Origin of the sequence: Marinobacter sp. ELB17, assembly GCF_000169375.1 — a bacterium.
Lineage (GTDB): Bacteria > Pseudomonadota > Gammaproteobacteria > Pseudomonadales > Oleiphilaceae > Marinobacter.
Window position 1 is genome coordinate 1 of the sequence record NZ_AAXY01000011.1, and the last position, 20,906, is coordinate 20,906.

Consider the following 20,906-nt stretch of genomic DNA (forward strand, 5'->3'; position numbering starts at 1 on the left):
AGCTCCTAAGTGCAGAACAGCAAGCCCAATCTGAGCGCTTGCGGCAACTTCACTTTTCGCTCCGCTCTTTTATCCACAGCTCTTCAACCACTACAGGATTTTACACATGACCGTTAACATCCAGCGATTGAACGCCTCCGATGCAGACTTTGACAGCGCGCTATCTGCCCTGTTGGCCTGGGATGACAGCGTGGATAATCAGGTGAACGAGTCAGTGCGTCATATTCTGCACGAGGTGAAAACCCGCGGCGATGCGGCTGTTCTGGAGTTTACGGCCAAGTTTGACCGCTTGAGCGTTGGCAGCGTAGCCGAGTTAGAAATGAGTCAGGAACGGTTGCAGCATGCTTTGAAAACCATTCCCCAAGACCAGCGTGATGCCTTGGAGCATGCGGCTCGCCGGGTGCGGGATTATCACCAGCGGCAGAGTCAGGAGTCCTGGCAATATGAGGAAGCCGACGGCACGGTGCTCGGGCAGAAGATTACGCCGCTGGATCGGGCAGGGCTGTATGTGCCCGGCGGTAAAGCGGCTTATCCATCGTCGGTTCTGATGAACGCCATACCGGCAAAAGTCGCCGGCGTGGCCGAAGTGATTATGGTGGTACCGACACCGGATGGCGTGGTGAATGACTTGGTGCTGGCAGCGGCGGCGATTGCCGGAGTAGATCGGGTATTTACCATCGGTGGTGCTCAGGCAGTGGCTGCGCTGGCTTATGGCACTGACACGGTGCCGGCGGTGGATAAGATTGTGGGCCCGGGTAATATCTTTGTGGCTACTGCCAAGCGCGAGGTGTTTGGCACCGTGGGTATCGACATGATTGCCGGGCCGTCGGAAATTTTGGTGATTTGTGACGGTCAGACCAATCCGGACTGGATTGCGATGGATCTGTTTTCCCAGGCCGAGCATGACGAGCAGGCCCAGTCGATTCTGATCAGCCCCAGCGCCGAGTTTCTGGATGCGGTGGAAGCCAGTATTGAACGACTGCTGCCTACCATGGAGCGGGCGGAGATTATCCGCACCTCATTGGCCGATCGCGCGGCTCTGATTCAGGTTGCCGATCTGGCAGAAGCGGCCAAAGTATCAAATCGAATTGCGCCGGAGCATCTGGAATTGTCCGTTGCTGATCCGCAAGCGTTGTTGGCGGACATTCGCCATGCCGGTGCTATTTTTATGGGCCGGTATACCGCCGAGGCCCTTGGGGACTATTGTGCCGGCCCGAATCACGTGCTGCCTACTAGCGGTACCGCGCGCTTTTCATCGCCTCTGGGTGTCTACGATTTCCAGAAGCGCTCATCTGTTATCGGATTTAGCGCCGAAGGTGCGAGCCGTATGGGGCAAGTGGCTTCCGTACTGGCCAGAGGCGAGGGCCTGACCGCCCACGCGCGCTCGGCAGAATACCGGATTCAGCAAGATTAGACGCCGCATTACCAACGGCCACCGCTACGGAGAAAACCCATGAGCAAATTCTGGAGCCCACTGGTTCACGATTTGGTGCCTTATATTCCCGGCGAACAGCCCAAAATCGCTAACCTGGTAAAACTCAATACCAACGAGAACCCCTTTGGCCCGTCGCCCAAGGTCATCGAAGCCATTCAGGCCGAGCTTAACGATAATCTGCGCCTGTATCCGGATCCCGAGGGTCAGGCGCTGAAGGCAACCATTGCCACCTACCACGGTATTAAAACCGACCAAGTGTTTCTGGGTAACGGTTCCGACGAAGTTTTAGCGCACGTTTTTTTCGCACTGTTTCAGCAGGACCAACCGATACTTTACCCGGACATCAGCTACAGCTTTTATCCTGTGTATTGCGGTCTTTACGGCATCAAGGCTCGCAAAGTGCCATTGAATGACGAGTTTGCGATTGACCCTGATGATTACAGCCAGCCCAACGGAGGCGTCATTTTTCCCAATCCGAATGCGCCCACTGGCCGCTACCTGAACCTTACCGAAATTGCGGTGGTGCTAAAGGCCAATCCCGACCGAGTCGTCGTTATTGACGAAGCTTACATTGACTTCGGCGGCGAAACCGCCATTGACTTAATTGACCTTTATCCAAATCTGCTGGTTACTCAAACCCTGTCGAAATCACGTTCGCTGGCGGGTTTGCGGGTCGGGTTTGCTGCCGGTAATGCGGAACTGATAGAGGCTCTGAACCGGGTGAAAGACAGCTTCAACAGTTACCCTCTTGATCGCCTTGCTTTGGCGGGCGCACAGGCCGCGTATGAAGACGATGACTGGTTTCAGGACAGCCGAAACGGGGTGATTCGTGAGCGTGAGCGGGTTAGCGAAGGTCTGCATAAACTGGGCTTTGAGGTGCTTCCGTCCAGAGCCAACTTTGTGTTTGCCCGCCATCCGCAATGGGCTGGATTTGATTTGGCGAACGGTTTACGCGAGCAGGGTGTGATCGTTCGGCACTTCAACAAGCCGCGAATCAACGAGTTTCTGCGTATCACCATTGCTAAAGCGCCGCAGAATGATGCTCTGTTGGAGGCGTTAAAAACACTCTGCGATACACGCTGATTATCGAGGTCTGGCACTGCTATGGCGCATAGAAACGAGATTATGGCGCTGCTGGAGAGCTGGCTGACGCCCGAAAAATTTCAGGATTACAGCCCCAACGGTCTTCAGGTGGAAGGCAAGGCCGAGATAAAGACCCTGATTACGGGTGTTACAGCCTCACAGGCGCTACTGGATGCGGCGGTGGAGCTGAAAGCAGATATGGTTCTGGTGCACCACGGTTATTTCTGGAAAGGTGAAGACCAGCGCGTGGTGGGCATAAAACGCAATCGTTTGAAAACCCTGTTGACTCACGAGATCAATCTGGTGGGTTATCACCTGCCATTGGATGACCATCCGCTGTATGGCAACAACCGCAATCTGGCCCGGGTGTTGGGTATCGATAGCCCGGAGCCTTTGAATGGTCTGGTGTGGCGTGGTGAGTTTGCTCAGGCGTTAACGCCACAGGCGCTAAGCGAGCGTATTTCGGGTTGTTTGCAGCGGCAACCTTTGCATATTGAGGGTGGGCCAGACCTGATCAAAACAGTGGCTTGGTGCACCGGTGGTGCGCAGGGTTTTATTGATACTGCGGCGGATGCGGGGCTGGATGCCTACATAAGCGGAGAGATTTCAGAACCCACGACTCATACCGCCAGAGAGCGGGGGATTCACTATTTTGCGGCTGGCCATCACGCCACCGAGCGTTACGGCGTTCAGGCGTTAGGGCAAGCCCTGGCGCAGGAGTTGGGGTTGGCCCACCGGTTTATCGAGTGCGATAACCCGGCTTAGGCCAGCATGTTCTCATGCTTTTGCTTTGGCCTTAGCTTTGGCTTTTTCTTTCAGACCGTAATCTTCTGCCAGCGTGCCAGAACCGTCAGGGTCTTTTGGCGCATAGTCGCGAGGCGGTTCCGAACCTTCTTTGCGCTCATCTTTCAGGCGTTGGGCTGAGTTCTGCTCCAGCTCATGGATCAGTTCGTCGTCGTTACACAGGCGAGTTGCGCTTTTGGCCATGTGCTGATTCACATCGCGATAGCTGTCATTGAAGCGGCGCAGCAGGTGGGCAGACTCCATAAAGTGCTCGTTAACCTGCGCCTGATAGCGGGTATATTCGTTGCGCAGCTCATCAACTTGCTGCTCGGTGCGACGCTGCCGCAGAGATGAGCCTTGCCCGGTAGAGCGGCCCAGCAATACCCCGATCAGAATGCCAACCACCAGGGCGGCAACTGCTGCCATAATCAGGTTTGTCATAAGTTGCTTTGTCCTTTTAAAAATAGTGAACCGTAGAACAGGTAATGAGTATAACGTCACTGACTCCATACGCCCACGACAAAAGCTTGAGCCAATCGTCTTATTGTCGCGTTGTGGCACCACATGGCGAAAAAACTCAAATTGCGCGAGAATGCAGCGCCAAAATAAACCAGTAACCCTTGGAAACCACTGATGACAGCGTCTATGCCCACTGCCAGTTCAATCAATATGCCACCCTGGCAACGCTACCAGCAGGACCTCCAGCGTCCGGAGTTCCTGAGTGATGCTGCGCAGGAGGATGCGGTAAAGCGTCTTCAATCACTTTACGACAAACTGGTGGCAGCGGAAAGCTCCCGTGACAGCAAGATGTCAAAATTGCGTCGCAAGCTGGGCAAGGGAACGGGCAAAAAGAAGCCGATCACAGGTCTGTATTTTTGGGGCGGCGTTGGCCGCGGAAAAACCTATCTGATGGACACGTTTTTTGAGGCCCTGCCGTTCGATCGCAAAATGAGAGTGCATTTTCACCGCTTTATGCAACGTGTTCATAATGAACTCAAGCTGTTGAAGGGGCAGAAGAATCCTTTGGAGCTCGTGGCCAAAAAATTTGCTGATGAAACCCGGGTTATTTGTTTTGACGAGTTCTTTGTGTCCGACATTGGTGACGCGATGATACTGGCAACCTTAATGCAAGGTCTGTTTGAACGTGGCGTTACTTTGGTGTGCACGTCTAACATTGTTCCTGACGGCTTGTACAAAGACGGTCTGCAGCGCGCGCGCTTTCTTCCGGCCATTCAGCTGGTAAAAAAACATACCGATGTGGTCAATGTAGATGGCGGCGTAGATTACCGCTTACGCACGCTGGAACAAGCCGAGCTTTATCATTCACCTCTGGGGGCTGAAGCCGATGCCAGTCTGACCAAGAGTTTTGAAAATTTGGCGGTGGAAGCAGGCAAGCACAGTAAATCGATGGAAATAAACGGCCGCAAGATTCCAGCCCGTGCCCATGCCGATGACGTGGTGTGGTTCGATTTTGAAGCGGTGTGCGACGGTCCTCGCAGCCAGAATGACTATATCGAGTTGGCCCGCCAGTTCCACGCCATTATCATCAGCAACGTGCCGTTGTTGGGTAGGAACAAAGACGACCAGGCTCGACGCTTTGTCAATATGATCGACGAATTCTACGATCGAAATGTAAAGGTTATTATCTCGGCGGCGGTGCCAATTGTAGAATTATACGCCGGTGGTCGGTTGAATTTCGAATTTGAGCGCACTGAATCGCGCTTGCTGGAAATGCAATCTCAAGATTATCTGGCCGCGCCCCATAAACCGTAAGCGTTCGTGCAGTGGCTTGAACACTGAGATACGCTTGGGCGAGCCGGCCTGCGTCGAGAACAACGATGTCAATATCAAGGGTATAAGGAATCAATATGAACAGCAGCGATCAGGTAGTGATTGTCAGTGGAGTGCGTACGCCAATGGGTGGGTTTCAGGGCAGTTTGTCCTCTGTGCCTGCACCGGAGCTGGGTGCTGTGTGCATTGCTGAAGCCGTGCGTCGCGCTGGTTTACAGCCAAGTGACGTGCAAGAAGTGATCATGGGCAACGTATTACCTGCGGGTTTGCGCCAAGGCCCCGCGCGACAGGCCATGCGGAAAGCCGGCTTGCCAGATAGCACTGGTGCAACCGCCATCAACAAGTTGTGTGGTTCGGGTATGAAGGCGGCGATGCTTGCCCATGACCTGATCAAAGCAGGCAGCAACGACATCATGGTGGCTGGCGGTATGGAAAACATGTCGAGCGCTCCGTATTTGCTGTTAAAAGCACGCAGTGGTTACCGTATGGGGCCAGGCGATGCGCCTCAGGACCACATGTTTTTTGATGGTTTGGAAGATGCTGAAACGGGCCGTTTGATGGGTGCTTTTGCGCAGGAAATGGCTGATAAAAAAGGCTATACCCGAGAGGACATGGATAACTACGCCATCAACTCCCTCAAGCGTGCGCAACGCGCTATTGAACAGGGCCTGCTAAAAGACGAAATTGTCCCGGTAACCGTTAAAACCCGCAAGGGTGACATCCTGGTAGAGCATGACGAGCAGCCATTTAACGCCAACCTGGAGAAAATCCCGACGTTGCGTCCGGCGTTCAGCAAAGACGGCACCATCACGGCTGCCAACGCCTCTTCTATTTCTGACGGCGCATCTGCGCTGGTACTGATGCGCGAATCCGAGGCTGAAAAGCGCGGGCTCAAACCTTTGGCCCGAGTGGTTGCCCACAGCACGCAATCCCAGCATCCGTCAGAATTCACCTGTGCCCCGGTGGGTGCGCTGGAAACCTTGTTTGCCAAAACCGGCTGGAGTAAGGACGACGTTGATCTGTACGAAATCAACGAGGCTTTCGCCATGGTTGCGATGATGCCCATTCAAGAGCTAGGGCTTGACCCGGATAAAGTGAACGTTCATGGCGGTGCCTGTGCCCAGGGCCACCCTGTAGGCTCAACAGGTTCGCGAATTTTGGTTACTCTGATGTACGCGCTGCAGCGCTACGGCAAGAAGAAAGGTGTTGCGGCCCTGTGTATTGGCGGTGGTGAAGCAACTGCGATGGCGATCGAAATGTTATAAGGCAGCGGTCAGGCTGGCGTTAACAAAACGGGTGGTTGCTTAAGTGCAACCACCCGTTTTGTTAGGGTGCCTTGGGGCTATTTGTGTCTTGAGTCGTCAGTCGGTTTGCATTTTTTTCGACCGTTCGTGCGCCAATGCCCTTAACGTTTGCCAGGTCTTGGGTGCTGGTGAACGGGCCGTTAGCCTCTCTGTATTCCACAATTGCTTCGGCTTTGCTTTGGCCAATGCCTGAAAGCGAGGCCAGACTGGTACTATCGGCGGTATTGATATTGATGCTTGCGGCCTGAGCAAAAGCAAAGCCGGACATAAGGCTTAACAAAAGAGTAAGCGTAGCGAGCAGTGAGCTGCGTTTCATGATTTAACTCCGGACGTTCTCGTCGGTTGTTGTGGTTAGTATCCACACGGCAACACAGCGCTAAACCAGAGCCGAAAAGGGCCGGCGCAGTTTCAAGAGATAAGAAAGTAGGTTGCTACGGGGCGCACGGCGCAGCTGACATCCTTGCCAGCTGCGTTGCCCGTGACTATGACCCCGGCCTGATCCTTCAGGCTTCGCCCATCCTGGGCGCATCTTCCCTGAATTCCATCCTTGTATGCCCGACTCCTTCGAGCGCCCCCGGTTCCGTGGGGTGTCTTCCGTGTGTTGGCATTCCATGCCAGCGCGTCATCCTTGACCTTTAAAGTGTAACCAATCCTGCGACGCTTTGTTGTAAGCCTTTTACCCTTTATTGCGTAAGTCCAGGCTTACAAAAAGCGCACCCAGAGCGCGTGTCACATCATATATCTACTTCAGCGCCCAGCTCTGGCACCTCAGCGTCCCAACCCAGGGTTTCATGCAGGCGACGGCGCATTTGGTCGCTGGCAACCGGTTCACCGTGAGTGACGTACACCTTGTCTGGCTTTAGTGCAGGGTCCTGTTGCAACCATTGAAGGATCTCGTTGTAGTCGCCGTGGGCCGACAGTGAGGTCAGATTGTGTATTTGCGCCTTCACCGGCCAATATTCACCGTGAATCTTTACGTCGCTGGCCCCGTTAACCAGGCTATCACCACGGGTGCCCGGCGCCTGGAAACCTGCAAAAACAACGCTGTTGCGATGATTGGGTAGCAGGGTTTTCAGGTGGTGCAGTACCCGCCCGCCACTTGCCATGCCGCTGGCTGAAATGATGATGCAGGGATAACGAACGGCATCGAGTTTGATGGAATCTTCGACCTTGTGCACACACACGGTGTGCTCATCAATGCTTTGGCATTGGGCGGGGTTGAGCCGGTGCTCTTTGTGAAAGTGACAGAAAATCTCGGTCGCTTTGATCGCCATGGGGCTGTTCAGAAATACCGGCAAATCCGGTATGCGCTTTTCAGCGATCAGTTTGTGTATTACATACAGCAGCATTTGCGCCCGGCCTACCGCAAACGACGGAATCAGCGTCAAGCCACCGCGGGCCGCTGTTGCCGAGATGATCTCTGCAAGCTCGGTTTCCGGGTCGCTGGTGCCGTGAGTACGGTCACCGTAGGTGGATTCACACACCAGAACGTCTGCATGGCTTAGGGGTTCCGGAGGTCGCATGATGATGTCGTTTTGGCGGCCCACATCGCCACTGAAAACAACAGTGCGATTCGAATTTTCATGGTGTATGTGCACACAGGCCGATCCCAATATGTGCCCTGCTGGCGTGAAATTTACGGTGAAGCCGGGCACCGGCTCAAAGGGTTGGTGATAGTCCAAAGATTCGAAATGCTTGAGTGCCTGTTGGGCATCTTTTACCGTGAACAGTGGCTCCGGGTTGGCGTGTTTCGAAAACTTTTTGCGCGCCGCATAACGGGCGTCTTCTTCCTGCAAAAACCCGGCATCTGGCAGTAGAACCTTGCACAGTTCGTGGGTGGCGCGAGTACAATAAATTTTGCCATGAAAGCCGTTTTTGACCAGCGCTGGCAAGTAGCCGGAATGGTCGATGTGGGCATGTGTCAGCACAACGGCTTCGATACTGCCTGGCTCTACCGGAAAGCGTGCCCGGTTGCGCAGACGCAAGATCTTTACGCCTTGATACATGCCGCAGTCTACCAGCAGGCGATGCTGTTCATCTGAAACAAGATAGCGTGAACCTGTAACGGTGCCGGTGCCGCCTAGAAATCTCAGCTTCATGATGTCATCCTTAATCCAGTCGGTGTCTACTTCAGTGTAGCTCACGGTCTGTTTATGAGTAGTATTTGCCAATGATCTTGCCGCCACATTCGCGTTACAATTACGCTCTACGCCTATGTGGCGACAGCGGTCGTTGCGACTGGCTGCTATTGACTGTTAAAGATGGGTTGTAGGTAGGCGCGCCATATCAGCAATCTCGCCGTAGGTATAATCCACTAAGTATTACTAATAGGCTCTGTTATGAAGTGGTATGTCCTGCAGTGCAAGCCCGGTCAAGGAGATCGTGCTCTTATGCATTTACAAAATCAGGACATTCCCTGTTTTTATCCGAAAGTGATGGTGGAGAAGCTGCGCTCGGGAAAGCGTAGTTGCAAGCTGGAGGCGCTGTTCTCGGGCTATATTTTTATCAATTTGTCGCAATTGAATCCAGTCTGGTCAAAACTGCGTTCTACTCGCGGTGTGATAAGAATTGTTGGGTTCGGTGGCAAACCTCTGCCAGTTAAAGATGAAGTGATCGATCATTTGCGTGCGAGTCTTGACAAGGTTGCTTCCGCGGGTGGGATTAAAAGTGGCGACGATGTAGACGTTGCAGAAGGCCCTTTTGCGGGAATGCGGGCAATATTCCAATGTTACGATGGTGATGAGCGGGCAATTGTGTTGATTGAGTTCATGCAGAAAAGTCAGCGTATATCTGTGCCGATATCGTCATTAAAAAATCAGTAATAATTGATAATGCTTTAACAAAAACGTCAAAGTTTTTGGAATCTGAAGTGATTGTAAGTTTTAATACGCCAGATAGTTCATTAATGCTTTGATTTGGCGTTACTGATTCATTACTATTGATGTTGGAATTTTGGTGGCTACATACAATTGGTATATTGTCATCGTTCATATCAGGCACTTCAGACCTTAAGGTTTAAATTTCATGGCGAAAATTAACGACTATTATCAAAAGAAACAGCTGATGGAAAAGCTGGCAGCCGAGCTGGAGAAGCTGGAAGAAGATCAAGCGTTGAAAAGCGAATTGGCGTTTGAAAACAAAGTCCGTGAACTGATGGGCGAATACAGCAAATCGCCGAAAGATGTCCTGCAAATTCTGGCCGCGATTGATCCGTCTATTGCTTCGGCATCAACCGCCACCACTGGCGGTGGAAATCGCGCTAAGCGTCCTGAAAAAACCTATCGCAACCCGCACACCGGCGAAGTGGTGAAAACCCGCGGCGGCAACCACAAGACTCTTAATGAGTGGCGTGAAAAGCACGGAAAAGAGGCGGTACAGAGCTGGCAGGACTAGTCTGCCCGCCATAATCTGTATGCAGTCATAGTGTGCAACAAAACGGAGCGCTTATTTACCAGCGCTCCGTTTTGCGTTTCTGGTGGCAAGTATTACGATCGGGCTCAAGTGGTTATTGATTAGCCGCAGCTGACATCAAAAATGGCTAAGAGAAAGTGACAATTTGATTGCGTCCACCCTGTTTTGCCGAGTACATGGCTTGGTCTGCCTGTTCTAACCAAGCTAAGTAATTTTTTGGACTATCGCTGAGTGGCGCGATGCCCATGCTGACGGTGTAGCTGATGTTGTGGCTATTTACGGTGACCGTTTCCCGTGAAATGGCGCTCAAAATGCGCTCACAAATAGTGAGAGCCCCTGCCGTGTCGGTTTCTGGCAGAATAATAGCGAACTCTTCGCCGCCATAACGCCCGGCGCTGTCTGAATGGCGCAAGTGTCTGCGGGTTGTTGCCGCGGTGTGGCGAATCACTTTATCTCCTACCAAGTGACCGAAGCTATCGTTAATGGCTTTAAAGTGGTCAATATCAAACATCACCAACGTGCTGTTGCCACCGTAGCGCCGATGGCGTGAAAATTCCGCATCCAGTAGATTTTCCCAGGAGCCGCGGTTAAACAGTCCCGTCAGTTTGTCGATCATGCTTAGCTTGGCAAGTTGATCGTTAGCGCGCTCTAGTGCCCGTTTGCTGCTGGCAATATCGGTAACGTCGTAGATCATCAGGCACACTTTTTCTACTTTCCCAGACGGGCCGCATAGCGGGCTGATGGTGAGGTTCTGATACATGAATTCTTCGGTACCGGTAATTGGCCGGGTATTGCGAAAGCGCAGCAGGTAAGGGCGCTGCTCCCACGACGTAAACGCGCGAGTGTTCAGCTGGGTCACGGCTTCAACTTTGCTGCTTAGCCAGGCGCGAGGGATGTCCGGGAACAGCTCGAACAACACCTGATTGTGAATTTTGCTGGCGGTCATGCCGCTGTGATGCTCCATGAAGCCGTTCCACATCTGCACGCGGAACTCCAAGTCTAGCACGACCAGGCCAACCTCCACAGACTCAACCATGTCAGCCATCCAGTGGAACGAGCTTACGCTTTCCGGGTTTAATGATGGCATTCGTTACTCCGCCAGGTATTGTAGACGTTGCTGCAAAAATGGCAGCGAATCTTCGGTAAACAGCACAAGCATGTCACACTGGATATTATGGTTTTCAATGGTGTAAGTGATTTCAATGCACAACAGTTGCTGCTCGCGATTATGATGGTGGTCCAACAGTTCGGCAATCTGTCGATGCTGGCCCAGTACCGTTGGATGACTAAGGCCCAGCCGTAAATCCATCTGATCGCCAATGCCTTTCAAAAATGCGCCGAACAAAATACTGGACATGTCCATTAGCACTTCAATATTGACCGCCGGGCCGTCCAGACTGTCATAGTGCAGCATTTCTGCCATTTCGCGAAAACTGCTGTCTGCGAACAGCAGCATGGCCTCGCCGGCAACTCCGGCGCCCGTGAAGCCCTGGCAGACTGCCGAATAATGCGCTTCATCATCCGCTGCGGCGATGGTCATGTGCAGTTCGGAACTGGCAATAAAAGCCACTTTCGGTATCGGCTGGCGCACGAAAATACCCAGTAAACGCGCTAACAGGTCTGACGAGCGCCCCATGGCGACGTTGGCGATTTCCCGCAGGTAGTCATTCAGCAATAATTGCGGGTCAGGGTTGGTGCTTGCAGGGTGGCTCGGGGTGTCGGTTTCAGGCTGCGAGCCCGAAGGTGGTGATTCCTCTGGCTCGCGGTAAATGCCGTATTGGGCAAGAAGGTTGGTAATCTTTTCCGGGGCTGTCGGCTTATTGAGAAAAGCCACGGCCCCCAAACTAAAAACCCGGGCCTTTGCCTGGGGCTGAATGTCACCAGACACCACAATGGTTAGCAGCTCGATCTGTTCGCTGCGAAGATGTTCGAGCACCTCGTAGCCGTCCAGGTCGGGCATGTTCAAATCCAGAAACAGGAGGTCTGGCACGCTGTTGCGTATGTACGCAAGTGCTTCGCTACCATTGCGGCAGAAGCTGACCTGGTGACGCAGTGCGGTTGGCAAAGCTCGTGCCATCTGTTTGCGAGCCATCTCGGAATCGTCGCAAATCAGTATGTCAGGTAACATATGCAGACCCAGGCAAAATGGAAGTGTCTGGATACTATAACAGTGAAGCCTCGTATGTACATTGGTGCTACGTTAATCGTATGAGATCTGTATACATATAAATGGCCGGTGTTTTTGTGTATGCCGGCTACAACCGGGCGTTGGCAGTATTTTCTGTCAGAATCAGCGCCGTATTATTTGCAGGAGCTTGCGGTTTTGACCCCCACATTTTACTGGCACGATTACGAAACCTTCGGTGTCGACCCATTGCACGACAGACCCTGTCAGTTTGCAGGTGTGCGGACTGATAGCGAGCTCAATATTATTGAAGAGCCTTTGGTTATCTTCTGCAGGCCCGCTGATGATTATCTGCCGGCCCCTGAAGCCTGTCTGATTACCGGGATAACGCCGCAGCAAGCCACGCAGGAAGGCTATCCCGAGGCCGAATTCATTACGATGATCAACAGCGCCTTCAGTCAGCCTGGCACTTGTGTGGTGGGCTATAACAGTTTGCGCTTTGATGATGAAGTAACCCGCAATACCCTGTATCGCAACCTGCGTGACCCTTACGGCCGGGAATGGCAAAATGGTAATTCGCGGTGGGACCTGATTGATGTGGTGCGCCTGGCTTATACGCTGCGTCCAGAAGGCATAGAATGGCCGCTAAAGCCCGATGGTAGCCCGAGCTTTCGCCTAGAGGATTTGGCCCGAGCCAATGGCCTTGAGCATGGCCAAGCCCATGATGCCATGTCTGATGTAACCGCGACGCTTGCGCTGGCGCGACTGATCAAGGAACGCCAACCCCGATTGTTTGAATTCGCGCGGGCCAACAAATCCAAGCAGGCGGCCCGAAAAATGCTGGATACCTCCACACGAAAGCCGGTTTTTCACGTGTCCGGAAAGTACCCGGCCAGCCAAGGCAGTTGCGCACTGGTGGCGCCAGTTGCCGAACACGCCAGCAACAAAAACCAGGTGATTGTTTATGATTTGCGTGAAAACCCTGACGAATTGATTAACGCCAGCGTTGATCAGATTCGCGAGCGGGTTTTTACCGCGCAATCCGCGTTACCGGAAGGTGTTCGCCGATTCCCGCTAAAGGCGATTCAGCTGAACAAGTGCCCGGTATTGGCGCCGGCGACTATGCTGGCAGCGCTCTCGCCGGAACGTTTGCAACAGCTGAACCTCGATGGTGAGCAAATGCGTCGCCATCTGGCCATTCTGCGCCAGGCAGGGCCAGATTTTGGGCAGCGTGTGGCCGCTGCCTTCGAACGTGATTACGACACCAAGCTGACGGATCCAGACGAGCAGATATACGCTGGCGGCTTTTTCAGCCCGAGTGACCGCACGCAACTGGATCGGGCGCTGGCAATAACGCCGCAACAGCTTGCCGAAAGCGAATTCCAGTTTACCGACCAACGCTTGGCCGAAATGCTATTTCGTTATCGTGCTCGCAATTATCCGGATACCTTGAGTGGTGAGGACATGGAGCGTTGGGAGCAGTTCCGCGAGCAAAGATTGACCCAACCAGCGAAAGGTTGGTTGTCACTTGCCGAATATGGCGCGGAACTCCAGCGCCTAATGGCTAAGCCAGATGTCACTCAGCAACAGCGGCATATTCTCGAAGAACTGCACCTGTATGGTGAAGCTATTTCCCCTTACTTGTAGAGCCAACGAATAACGGGCCGTTAAGGCCCGTTGTGTTTTCCTGATTTGCGATAGTCAGAGTTGTCGCAATCAGCGCCGACGCTGAAAATACACGCTCAGTTGCTGGCCCAGCAGACTTTGAACGTGACTGCCTAGAGCTTCCTCGCGAATCTGCTGCTGCACCGGGCCGGTGGCCAAGCTGTGACCGTCTTCGTCGCGGGCTTTAATCAGCTTCCATTGCACTTCGTTACTGACCATGGCCAGCACAGATTTCAGTTGCTGCTCGCTCTGTGGCCGAAACCAGCGGTCGTGACAACCGCCCAGGCTGTAGAAATTTTCATCTTGCAGCAGGCTCTGCCATAGGTCGCCTGAGCGATTATTCAGTACCATGCGTCGCAGTTGCTGCAACGTATTACGGCGGGGCTCTAAGTTGTGCTCGCTGATAAGCCGGCGTATCTGCTTATCGCCACGAGTTTGCTCGGCCATATCGGTGTGCAGATGGACGACTGCGCCAGAAGCGGCAACCTGGTCCACCAGGTTTGCCAGCGACAGGTCTGCCATTGCTGGCGAGGGCAGGCGGCCTATTTCAACCCAGTGCACCTGGTGGCCATCGGCAATAAAGCGCTGCGCCAACGACCATGGCCAGAACACAATGTTATCAATATCTGTCGCCTCGGCCATGGCGCTGCCGCGGGCCACATTTGCCAGAGATTCGTCCACCGCAATGACTTCTACATCGCTTAAATAACGCGCCAACTCCAATGCTCGCTGGCCGCTCTGGCAGCCGCACACCATCAGCCGCAATGTGGCCGGCAGCTGCTCGACCGACAGGCCTAACTCGTTGGCCATCAGCACCCGCAGGCTGGTTTCCGTGTTGTTGTTGAGCTCAGCCCAGGCCGGCCAAGCCTGGGGCGTGTCGTCGCGATCCAGGTGCAGCTCGTCCGCTTTCTCTGCAAAATTCTGTTTCACGGCCTCTTCCCAGGCACGGTCGTAATAGCTTGCGGCCATTAGTGGTTGCATTGCCAACGGCCAATCCACCAGATTCCACTGACCCAGTTTCGCGGCAAAATTCTGGTGAAACAGTGCGCCGTAAAGCGCGCTGATAATAACCGAGCCGGCCACGGCCTCCGGGCTGTCTCCCTGATTGAATTGTGCTTGCAGATTGAAGTTTATAATCGCTGCCAGTTGCTGTTCGTCATCTTTGGTGGCGAGCGCGTAACCGGTTCGTTCGGCGTAGCGACCCAGCCCGAGCGCGAGCTGTTGCAGCCCATCCTCTAACTCGCCACTGTCGGCAATGTGCTTTACCAGCTGGCGTCTCAATGAGGTAATCAATGATTCCACAGCAGGGTCGGGCAGAAGGATCTGGTTTAACGCCAGAAGCAGCAACTCGTCATTGGCTGCAGCAGCAAGCTCATCCATTGCTCCGGTTGTGGCTGGTGCATAGTGCTGGCGTAGTATCTCACATATAAATCGTCCGATTTTCTGGTGCGCCAGGTGGCCCTGGTTGAGCAAAGTAATGGCGTCTGCACGCAGCAGCGGGTCAGCGTTATGAACGCTAAGGTGGCTGGCACATTCCAACATCGCGCTGTAAACCCTGGTGTTGGCGTGGCCGCTGCGAATCAGCGTGCGGTAATGTAGATAGGCAACATCAAATTGATTCTGAAGCCGTTTTGCATGGGCTATGCCACCAAATGCGGAAGCAGATTGCCGTTCGTGCTGCAACGCTTGGGAAAAATACTGCTCGGCACGAGCTGGGCGCTCAACTTTCAGCGCCCAGTAACCCAGGTTGATGTATTGCTGTGCTTGGTCGGATTGCAGTTTCAGGCTGTTGTCAAATAAGTTGCGGGCTTTTTGCAGATTGCCATCGTCCATCTCCACTCTGCCCATTAAGCCTTGCGCCTGAGCATTTTCGGGTGTTCGCATTAACAGGCTTTGCAGCTGTTCGCGGCATTCGATACGCGCGGCCACGCGCTGAGCGTAGGCCGTGTCGCTTTGGTTAGAGCGGCCATATGTCTCATTGGCCAGCAGTAGCAGCCGGGCAGTTTCGATTTGGTGATCGGGATTGTGGCGGGTTTCGGACTGTGCGTGCATGGGGCACCTCGTGTTCGCATAAGAAGCGGCAAAACCCTGCAGTTATGCCGGCATTTAACCGTGTGTTGATGAAGAACTAGCGAAACTTGTGCCAGTTTTTGAGAAACCCTTGCCAATTTCGTGCTGAATTAGTGGATCAGGCAGAAGGGTGTGTCCCAAACGCAAAAAAAAGCACGCTGTGTGTGGTTTTGTGGCGGCTGATTTAACGGCGGATTTCCGGTAGAATCATGCCATTGTTTTAATCATCACTTGCCAGAGCGAGTCCGCATTTCATGGAAATCAATCCCATTGTTATGAAGATCAAAGAACTTCGTGAGCGCACTGAAGCGCTCAGGGGGTATCTTTGACTACGACCAGCGCAGCGAACGTCTGACCGAAGTAGAGCGCGAACTGGAAATGCCCAGCGTTTGGGAAGATCCTGAGCGGGCGCAATCTCTGGGTAAAGAACGCTCCGATCTGGAGCTGATCGTGTCCACCATTGATCGACTGACCAGCGGCCTGACCGATGCCGAAGGCCTGCTTGAGATGGCCGTTGAAGAAGACGACGAAGCCACGGTTGCCGACATCGGAAACGATCTTGCCGAGATGGATGCAAATCTGGAAAAGCTCGAATTCCGTCGCATGTTTTCCGGTGAAATGGACCCCAACAATGCCTATCTGGACATTCAGGCCGGCTCTGGCGGCACCGAAGCCCAAGACTGGGGCAATATGCTGCTGCGCATGTATCTGCGCTGGGCCGAGCGCCGTGGTTTTAAAGCCGAGATTGTCGAGTTGCAGGAAGGCGAAGTGGCGGGCATCAAGAGCGCTACACTTCACATTCAGGGCGATTACGCCTTTGGCTGGCTGCGCACCGAAACCGGCGTGCACCGGTTAGTACGCAAGTCGCCGTTTGATTCTGGTAACCGCCGCCACACCTCGTTTTCATCAGTGTTTGTGGCACCTGAGGTAGACGACAGCTTTGTTATTGAAATCAACCCGGCGGATCTGCGGGTGGATGTGTATCGTGCCTCTGGTGCCGGTGGCCAGCACGTTAACCGGACCGAGTCGGCCGTGCGCCTGACTCACAACCCAACTGGCATTGTTGTAGCCTGTCAAGCCGGTCGTAGCCAGCATCAGAACAAAGATCAGGCCATGAAACAGTTGAAAGCCAAGCTGTTCGAACACGAAATGCAGGCCCGTAACGCCGAGAAACAAAAGTTGGAAGACTCCAAGTCCGACATCGGCTGGGGCAGCCAGATCCGTTCTTACGTGCTGGATGACAGCCGTATCAAGGATTTGCGCACCAAGGTAGAAACCAGCAATACCCAGTCGGTACTTGATGGCGATATCGACAAGTTTATTGAAGCCAGCCTGAAAATGGCGCTGTGATCCAGCGCCCATCCCTTTGATCCGGACTAACCCGATTCTTATTCCCAGTGAGCCAAAATGACTGAACAGATGCACAATGCCCAGCCCGATGCCCAGCCTGATGAGAACAAGCTGATTGCCGAGCGCCGCGCTAAACTGGCGGATATTCGCGAGCAGGGCAATGCGTTTCCCAACGATTTTCGTCGCGACAGTACCGCTGCCGAGCTGCTGGAAAAGTACGCGGATTATAGCAAACAACAGTTGGAAGACATGGCGATTCCTGTGGCCATTGCCGGTCGCATGATGTTGGATCGCAAGGCGTTCAAGGTGGTTCAGGACGTGACTGGCCGAATGCAGGTGTACGCCTCCAAAGATGTGCAAAAGGCCACAAAGCACTGGGATCTGGGGGACATTATCGGGGTTAGCGGCATATTGGCGCGCTCGGGTAAGGGCGACCTGTACGTCACCATGGACGATTACCTACTGCTGACAAAATCTCTGCGCCCGCTGCCGGAAAAACACAAAGGCCTGACCGATACCGAGTCCCGCTATCGTCATCGCTATGTAGATTTGATGGTCAACGAAGACAGTCGCCGGGTGTTCCTGGCGCGCTCGAAAATCATTACCGCCATGCGCCAGTTTCTTGCTGATCGTGACTTCATGGAAGTTGAAACCCCCATGTTGCAGGTGATCCCCGGTGGCGCCACAGCGCGGCCGTTTATGACACACCACAACGCTCTGGGCATTGATATGTACTTGCGCATCGCGCCGGAACTGTATCTGAAACGCCTTGTAGTAGGCGGTTTCGAGCGGGTGTTTGAAATTAACCGTAACTTCCGCAACGAAGGGCTTTCTACCCGTCACAACCCGGAATTTACCATGGTCGAGTTCTACCAGGCTTACGCCGACTACAACGACCTGATGGATCTGACCGAAGACATGCTGCGCAGCATCGCCGAGCAGGTTTTGGGCTCCAGCCTGGTGGTGAATACGGCGGTTGACGCCGACGGTAACGAAACCCGCATTGAATACGACTTTGGCAAAACGTTTGATCGGCTGACCGTCGTTGACGCTATTGTGCGCTACAACGAAAACGTCAGCGCCGAACAACTGGCGGACGAAACCTTTGCGCGGCAGATGGCGAAAGACCTGGGCGTTAAGGTGAAAAACAGCTGGGGCCTTGGCAAAGTGCACATCGAGATTTTCGAGGAAACCGCCGAGCACCGCTTGATGCAGCCCACGTTCATTACCGAATACCCGAAAGAAGTGTCACCGCTGGCCCGCTGCAAAGACAGCAATCCGTTTGTCACCGAGCGCTTCGAGTTCTTTGTCGGCGGCCGTGAAATTGCCAACGGCTTCTCCGAGTTGAATGACGCTGAAGACCAGGCCGAGCGTTTCCGCGCCCAAGTGGCGGAAAAAGACGCCGGCGACGACGAAGCCATGTTCTACGATGAAGACTATGTGATGGCGCTGGAATACGGCATGCCGCCCACCGCGGGCGAAGGCATTGGTATCGACCGTTTGGCTATGCTGCTCACCAACTCCGCGTCTATCCGCGACGTTATCCTGTTCCCGGCCATGCGCCCGGAACATAAAGCGGACAGCAAAAAGAGCGAAGGCTAAGCGATGGCGCCGCTACAGGGGCTGGCGCAGCAACTGCTGCCCGGCCGCGGTTGGTCAGAACGGCTGACAGAAGAGTTCCGGCAGCCGTATATGGTGTCTTTGGTGCAGTTTTTAGCAGCAGAGGAAGCGGCGGGTAAGAACATTTACCCACCGGCGCGCCAGGTATTTAACGCGCTGAACAGTACGCCGTTGGAACAGGTGAAAGTGGTGATTCTGGGGCAGGACCCCTACCACGGGCCGTGCCAGGCCCACGGTTTGAGCTTTTCGGTGTTGCCCGGTACCCGCACGCCGCCATCGCTGGTTAATATGTTTAAGGAAATTCGCAGTGACCTTGGCATAGAGCCGTCAGCGCACGGGTGTTTGCAGGCCTGGGCCGACCAAGGCGTATTGCTGCTGAACAGCGTCTTAACCGTCGAGCAGGGCCGTGCTAGTGCGCATCAAAGTATGGGCTGGGAAGAATTTACCAACTCTGTGATCGCAGCAGTCAATGAGCAGGACCAGGGAGTGGTGTTTATGCTCTGGGGCAGTTACGCCCACAAAAAGGGCCGCGGTATTGATCATCAAAAACATCTGGTGCTGGAAGCGCCGCATCCATCACCCCTGAGCGCCTATCGCGGCTTTTTTGGTTGCCAACATTTTTCCCGGGCCAATCAATGGCTGGGTGAGAGGGGTCTTGGCGCTATTGACTGGGCGCTGCCCCAGCGCTCGTGATTTTTCTCTTTTTGGCTTTGTGAAACGGCCAGCGCCCGAGCGCCACCTCAGATGACCAAATGCCTTTTCTACTTGGTGCAAATATTGAAGATGGGCTGGAGATATTTGATCTCTCCACCGACGAGCATAACAGGACAATGCTCGCTCGCAATCTGTTGCTGGCTGTCATTGCATTGGGAGGTCAAAACCCACAGAGGTGTAATGACAAAAGACCTAATCGGGCACAGGCAGAATCTGATTGATGAAAAATGCCTCATTTGTAGCCGGCGGCTGCACACAATCACATACTCAAATAAGCCTCCCGTACTTTCTCGTCACTGAGCAACTCACTATTAGAGCCCTCCCGTAATTCGTTGGCCTATGAGTTTTACCAACGGTCAAGCTGAAGGCCGTGCTCCTTGAGATAGGAGCCATTATCCGATAAATAGCGTTCAGTTCTCTTCTCATAATACTCAGGGTGAGTGTCTATTTTGACTGCTTTATAGCGTCCCACTTCGATGGCGGTCTCACTCCAATTCATAATCCACATGACGACCGTGCCGCCGGGGGCGAGCCCCAGAACCAAGTCATATCGGGGCAAGTTATGTAGTTTGCCCCACTTATGCACGGGCGCGGGTTGTTCCATGCGCTCGCGCAAGGCATCCGGGTCAGAGATGTGGATCAGCCGGGTATAGGATTGCTGTTCGGCAAAGGAAAACCATGTTACGTGGATATAATCGGGCATGGGCTCCAGTTCGCCACCGCCTCTCCCCAGATCTTTCCAGCAACAATTGGTGATGCCAACCGGCCACCACCAGGCTCGCTCACCTGTCGCTTCAAACCGTAATCTCTTGACCCAGGCGTCGTAATGAAGTGGAACAGCCACTCGAACGCCGTACGTTACAGGGCGATCCCATTGGGGAGTCCCCGCCATGGAGCAGCCGCCCGACAACGCACTCATAAAGAGTATCGTTGCAAACATCACGAACCTTTTCATCATTTGAGTCCCCTGTTTGGATGGATGCTCCGCACGCCATCGGGTGCGGGTTTGAATGGGAAAAGTGGTCCGGCGGTCTGGTAATGGGCCGAGTGGTGGATGTAGCGTTGGCGAAGTAAGGCTTCTTCTTTGGGCATCAATTGCAGTGGATCACCTTCGTTGATGTGATGAGTGATCTGGGTGGCGATGGGTTGCAGTTCGTCAGGTAACGAGTATCCCGTTTCGTTCGGCTTCACTGTATCCAGTGGTACACCTGCATCTTTTGCCAGCCGATACATTTGCCGCAGGGCTACACGGGAATACTCGGCCTGTACTCGCCGGTCCAGCCAGAGTTGAAATTGCAGTTCGACTTCGCCCTCTTTTAGCCGCCGCCGGTAAGCTTCTTCAACCGTTAACGTGGCTTCAGGGTTATTTAGCCCCAGCCAACCTTGATCAATCATCTGCCTGCGCTCCATCAGTACCGTTGCGTACTCATAGCTTTCTTTGGGGTGGTGGCCGAGGAACTTACGGGGCGGGACTATCTGGATGTGTTCGTGGAAATTTTCGGGATAACCGCCACCTATGTCGGAGTGGGCTCCGGGCAACACCCACGCGCACCGG

Annotated in this window: 19 protein-coding genes; 11 read left to right on the top strand and 8 right to left on the bottom strand. The window is 53.8% G+C overall.

All coding sequences use genetic code 11. The annotated features are described in order from the left end of the window. Positions 1 to 106: 106 nt before the first annotated feature. The 3 genes from hisD to MELB17_RS13485 are packed head-to-tail and all read left to right on the top strand — an operon-like array spanning position 107 to position 3,283. Positions 107 to 1,414, top strand: a complete 1,308-nt coding sequence (hisD, locus tag MELB17_RS13475) for a histidinol dehydrogenase (protein ID WP_007350821.1) — start codon at positions 107 to 109, stop codon at positions 1,412 to 1,414. Positions 1,415 to 1,453: 39 nt separating this feature from the next. Continuing rightward, positions 1,454 to 2,518 carry a histidinol-phosphate transaminase gene (gene hisC / locus MELB17_RS13480; RefSeq protein WP_007350822.1) on the top strand — a complete coding sequence of 355 codons (1,065 nt, stop codon included), beginning with the start codon at positions 1,454 to 1,456 and terminating at the stop codon, positions 2,516 to 2,518. 21 nt (positions 2,519 to 2,539) lie between these two features. Further along, positions 2,540 to 3,283, top strand: a complete 744-nt coding sequence (locus MELB17_RS13485) for a Nif3-like dinuclear metal center hexameric protein (protein ID WP_036184785.1) — start codon at positions 2,540 to 2,542, stop codon at positions 3,281 to 3,283. A gap of 12 nt (positions 3,284 to 3,295) precedes the next feature. On the opposite strand, the gene MELB17_RS13490 is transcribed toward MELB17_RS13485, so the two are convergent. After that, positions 3,296 to 3,742, bottom strand: a complete 447-nt coding sequence (locus MELB17_RS13490; protein ID WP_007350824.1) for a YhcB family protein — start codon at positions 3,740 to 3,742, stop codon at positions 3,296 to 3,298. 228 nt (positions 3,743 to 3,970) lie between these two features. Here MELB17_RS13490 and zapE point away from each other — a divergent pair, with 228 nt between their 5' ends. After that, positions 3,971 to 5,074: a cell division protein ZapE gene (gene zapE / locus MELB17_RS13495; protein ID WP_227498911.1), complete on the top strand. Its 1,104-nt coding sequence runs from the start codon at positions 3,971 to 3,973 to the stop codon at positions 5,072 to 5,074. A 95-nt stretch (positions 5,075 to 5,169) separates the two neighbouring features. Further along, on the top strand, positions 5,170 to 6,357 hold the full coding sequence (locus MELB17_RS13500; RefSeq protein ID WP_007350826.1) for a thiolase family protein: 1,188 nt from the start codon (positions 5,170 to 5,172) through the stop codon (positions 6,355 to 6,357). A gap of 61 nt (positions 6,358 to 6,418) precedes the next feature. Here the strand turns inward: MELB17_RS13500 and MELB17_RS13505 are convergent, their stop codons facing one another. Then, complete coding sequence (locus tag MELB17_RS13505; RefSeq protein WP_007350827.1) at positions 6,419 to 6,712, bottom strand: ComEA family DNA-binding protein; 294 nt, start codon at positions 6,710 to 6,712, stop codon at positions 6,419 to 6,421. A 418-nt stretch (positions 6,713 to 7,130) separates the two neighbouring features. Continuing rightward, on the bottom strand, positions 7,131 to 8,495 hold the full coding sequence (locus tag MELB17_RS13510) for an MBL fold metallo-hydrolase (RefSeq protein ID WP_007350828.1): 1,365 nt from the start codon (positions 8,493 to 8,495) through the stop codon (positions 7,131 to 7,133). A gap of 240 nt (positions 8,496 to 8,735) precedes the next feature. Here MELB17_RS13510 and rfaH point away from each other — a divergent pair, with 240 nt between their 5' ends. Both rfaH and MELB17_RS13520 read left to right on the top strand, forming a co-directional pair. Beyond that, complete coding sequence (rfaH, locus tag MELB17_RS13515; RefSeq protein ID WP_083796394.1) at positions 8,736 to 9,218, top strand: transcription/translation regulatory transformer protein RfaH; 483 nt, start codon at positions 8,736 to 8,738, stop codon at positions 9,216 to 9,218. Between the two features lie 202 nt (positions 9,219 to 9,420). Beyond that, complete coding sequence (locus MELB17_RS13520) at positions 9,421 to 9,789, top strand: histone-like nucleoid-structuring protein, MvaT/MvaU family (protein ID WP_007350830.1); 369 nt, start codon at positions 9,421 to 9,423, stop codon at positions 9,787 to 9,789. Positions 9,790 to 9,934: 145 nt separating this feature from the next. On the opposite strand, the gene MELB17_RS13525 is transcribed toward MELB17_RS13520, so the two are convergent. Together MELB17_RS13525 and MELB17_RS13530 are read right to left on the bottom strand one after the other, a co-directional pair. Further along, positions 9,935 to 10,894, bottom strand: a complete 960-nt coding sequence (locus tag MELB17_RS13525) for a sensor domain-containing diguanylate cyclase (RefSeq protein ID WP_007350831.1) — start codon at positions 10,892 to 10,894, stop codon at positions 9,935 to 9,937. Positions 10,895 to 10,897: 3 nt separating this feature from the next. Next, positions 10,898 to 11,935: a response regulator gene (locus MELB17_RS13530; RefSeq protein ID WP_007350832.1), complete on the bottom strand. Its 1,038-nt coding sequence runs from the start codon at positions 11,933 to 11,935 to the stop codon at positions 10,898 to 10,900. A 120-nt stretch (positions 11,936 to 12,055) separates the two neighbouring features. Here MELB17_RS13530 and sbcB point away from each other — a divergent pair, with 120 nt between their 5' ends. Next, positions 12,056 to 13,579, top strand: a complete 1,524-nt coding sequence (sbcB, locus tag MELB17_RS13535; RefSeq protein WP_007350833.1) for an exodeoxyribonuclease I — start codon at positions 12,056 to 12,058, stop codon at positions 13,577 to 13,579. Positions 13,580 to 13,648: 69 nt separating this feature from the next. Here the strand turns inward: sbcB and MELB17_RS13540 are convergent, their stop codons facing one another. Then, entirely contained in the window at positions 13,649 to 15,649 is a 2,001-nt protein-coding gene (locus MELB17_RS13540; protein ID WP_007350834.1) for a tetratricopeptide repeat protein, read from the bottom strand. 272 nt (positions 15,650 to 15,921) lie between these two features. Between MELB17_RS13540 and prfB the strand changes: the two genes are divergently transcribed. The 3 genes from prfB (at position 15,922) to ung (ending at position 19,330) form a co-directional block, all read left to right on the top strand. Continuing rightward, a protein-coding gene (prfB, locus tag MELB17_RS13545) for a peptide chain release factor 2 (protein WP_157133307.1) occupies positions 15,922 to 17,017 on the top strand; the annotation gives its coding sequence in 2 pieces (ribosomal slippage) (positions 15,922 to 15,993 and positions 15,995 to 17,017; 1,095 coding nt in all). A 57-nt stretch (positions 17,018 to 17,074) separates the two neighbouring features. Further along, positions 17,075 to 18,619 (top strand): lysine--tRNA ligase, encoded by a 1,545-nt coding sequence (gene lysS, locus MELB17_RS13550; protein ID WP_007350836.1) that lies wholly within the window; start codon positions 17,075 to 17,077, stop codon positions 18,617 to 18,619. A gap of 3 nt (positions 18,620 to 18,622) precedes the next feature. After that, positions 18,623 to 19,330: a uracil-DNA glycosylase gene (gene ung, locus MELB17_RS13555; protein ID WP_007350837.1), complete on the top strand. Its 708-nt coding sequence runs from the start codon at positions 18,623 to 18,625 to the stop codon at positions 19,328 to 19,330. A 367-nt stretch (positions 19,331 to 19,697) separates the two neighbouring features. Here the strand turns inward: ung and MELB17_RS13560 are convergent, their stop codons facing one another. Then, positions 19,698 to 20,309: a DUF2931 family protein gene (locus MELB17_RS13560; RefSeq protein ID WP_007350838.1), complete on the bottom strand. Its 612-nt coding sequence runs from the start codon at positions 20,307 to 20,309 to the stop codon at positions 19,698 to 19,700. Further along, positions 20,306 to 20,893, bottom strand: a complete 588-nt coding sequence (locus MELB17_RS13565) for a DUF2235 domain-containing protein (RefSeq protein ID WP_227498908.1) — start codon at positions 20,891 to 20,893, stop codon at positions 20,306 to 20,308. Before MELB17_RS13565 ends, MELB17_RS13560 begins: the two co-directional genes overlap by 4 nt. Between the last annotated feature and the right edge of the window lie 13 nt (positions 20,894 to 20,906).

Coding starts and splice junctions, on each gene's coding strand:
- MELB17_RS13490 (WP_007350824.1), bottom strand. CDS start 3,742: ATGACAAACCTGATTATGGCAGCAGTTGCCGCCCTGGTGGTTGGCATT.
- MELB17_RS13500 (WP_007350826.1), top strand. CDS start 5,170: ATGAACAGCAGCGATCAGGTAGTGATTGTCAGTGGAGTGCGTACGCCA.
- MELB17_RS13510 (WP_007350828.1), bottom strand. CDS start 8,495: ATGAAGCTGAGATTTCTAGGCGGCACCGGCACCGTTACAGGTTCACGC.
- lysS (WP_007350836.1), top strand. CDS start 17,075: ATGACTGAACAGATGCACAATGCCCAGCCCGATGCCCAGCCTGATGAG.
- ung (WP_007350837.1), top strand. CDS start 18,623: ATGGCGCCGCTACAGGGGCTGGCGCAGCAACTGCTGCCCGGCCGCGGT.
- sbcB (WP_007350833.1), top strand. CDS start 12,056: ATGCCGGCTACAACCGGGCGTTGGCAGTATTTTCTGTCAGAATCAGCG.
- MELB17_RS13530 (WP_007350832.1), bottom strand. CDS start 11,935: ATGTTACCTGACATACTGATTTGCGACGATTCCGAGATGGCTCGCAAA.
- MELB17_RS13525 (WP_007350831.1), bottom strand. CDS start 10,894: ATGCCATCATTAAACCCGGAAAGCGTAAGCTCGTTCCACTGGATGGCT.
- hisC (WP_007350822.1), top strand. CDS start 1,454: ATGAGCAAATTCTGGAGCCCACTGGTTCACGATTTGGTGCCTTATATT.
- MELB17_RS13485 (WP_036184785.1), top strand. CDS start 2,540: ATGGCGCATAGAAACGAGATTATGGCGCTGCTGGAGAGCTGGCTGACG.
- MELB17_RS13505 (WP_007350827.1), bottom strand. CDS start 6,712: ATGAAACGCAGCTCACTGCTCGCTACGCTTACTCTTTTGTTAAGCCTT.
- zapE (WP_227498911.1), top strand. CDS start 3,971: ATGCCACCCTGGCAACGCTACCAGCAGGACCTCCAGCGTCCGGAGTTC.
- MELB17_RS13520 (WP_007350830.1), top strand. CDS start 9,421: ATGGCGAAAATTAACGACTATTATCAAAAGAAACAGCTGATGGAAAAG.
- rfaH (WP_083796394.1), top strand. CDS start 8,736: ATGAAGTGGTATGTCCTGCAGTGCAAGCCCGGTCAAGGAGATCGTGCT.
- MELB17_RS13540 (WP_007350834.1), bottom strand. CDS start 15,649: ATGCACGCACAGTCCGAAACCCGCCACAATCCCGATCACCAAATCGAA.
- MELB17_RS13560 (WP_007350838.1), bottom strand. CDS start 20,309: ATGATGAAAAGGTTCGTGATGTTTGCAACGATACTCTTTATGAGTGCG.
- hisD (WP_007350821.1), top strand. CDS start 107: ATGACCGTTAACATCCAGCGATTGAACGCCTCCGATGCAGACTTTGAC.